Below are 928 nucleotides of genomic sequence, written 5' to 3'. Positions count from 1 at the left end.
CTCAACTTTCGCAGCTTAAATTAGGCAGGTAACCCTTGATGTAGTTGGGTAAACCTGCAATCCATTGGCGAAGTTGCGTTTGAATGAGTTTTGTGATTTTCTTATTGGCTTTCTTGGCGACATCCTCGATAAGCTCGATGAGCTGCTTGAGGGCAATCGCCCAGTCTAACTGACTTACTTCATCGCAAAGCAAATGAAACAAGCCACCCAATGTGCGGTGGTCGGTGCTTTGTCGATGTTGCCATGCCAGTAAAATGTAACGGGAAAAGACTATTGTGGTGTGACTGACAAGCAAATCATAGGAACGGCCTTGAAATTCCTTTTGCAGACGCAGCAAGGATTTGGCGCACTTGAAGAACACTTCAATATCCCAGCGTATTCCGTAAATCCGGATGATTTCTTCTTCGGGCAGCGAGCGGTCGGTACACAAAATCGCTAGCCATTCCTTTTTGTTCGACCGATGGCGAACGAAGACCATAGTGACAGGAATACCCGGAGACAGCTCGGTACGGATGGAACGCAAGATCCCCTTGTTCTTTCCTTGAACGGGGATGGCTTCAAAGTAAAGCTCTTGCAGGGATAAGCGGCGTCCGTCAACAAGATAACGTTTGTTGTCCGCTTTGACCATGCCGATCACATCCAGACCACGATCAAGCATCGCTTGGATCAACGGAGCATGTGTAAACCAACTGTCCATGAGCACATAAGGAGCTTGCACACCCGCCGAAAACGCACGATCAATCATAGCCGGAATGACTTGAGGAGCAGACAGCAGAGCTTCTACCCGCCGCTTGTAGCCGGACGTTCGCTTGTCGATCCCTTCTATGATGCCGTTTATTTGCGACTTAAGAGAAGCGAGCAGGGAGAAGTCAACCGGAATAAATGTATGGCCGTCCGACCAGCCTAGCGTGAGCATCCGAAACCCTTT

At 49.1% G+C, this 928-nt stretch carries 1 protein-coding gene; it reads right to left on the bottom strand.

What is annotated here, in order from left to right:
* Position 1: 1 nt before the first annotated feature.
* The coding region (locus ABEV74_RS23030; RefSeq protein ID WP_430150037.1) for an IS4 family transposase at positions 2-928 on the bottom strand (927 nt) is incomplete at its 5' end.

Origin of the sequence: Paenibacillus cisolokensis (genome assembly GCF_050481165.1) — a bacterium.
In the GTDB taxonomy this organism is placed as follows: Bacteria; Bacillota; Bacilli; order Paenibacillales; family Paenibacillaceae; genus Paenibacillus_AH; species Paenibacillus_AH cisolokensis.
Note: the sequence above shows the minus strand (reverse complement) of the source record. Positions and strands in the feature narration are given on the sequence as shown.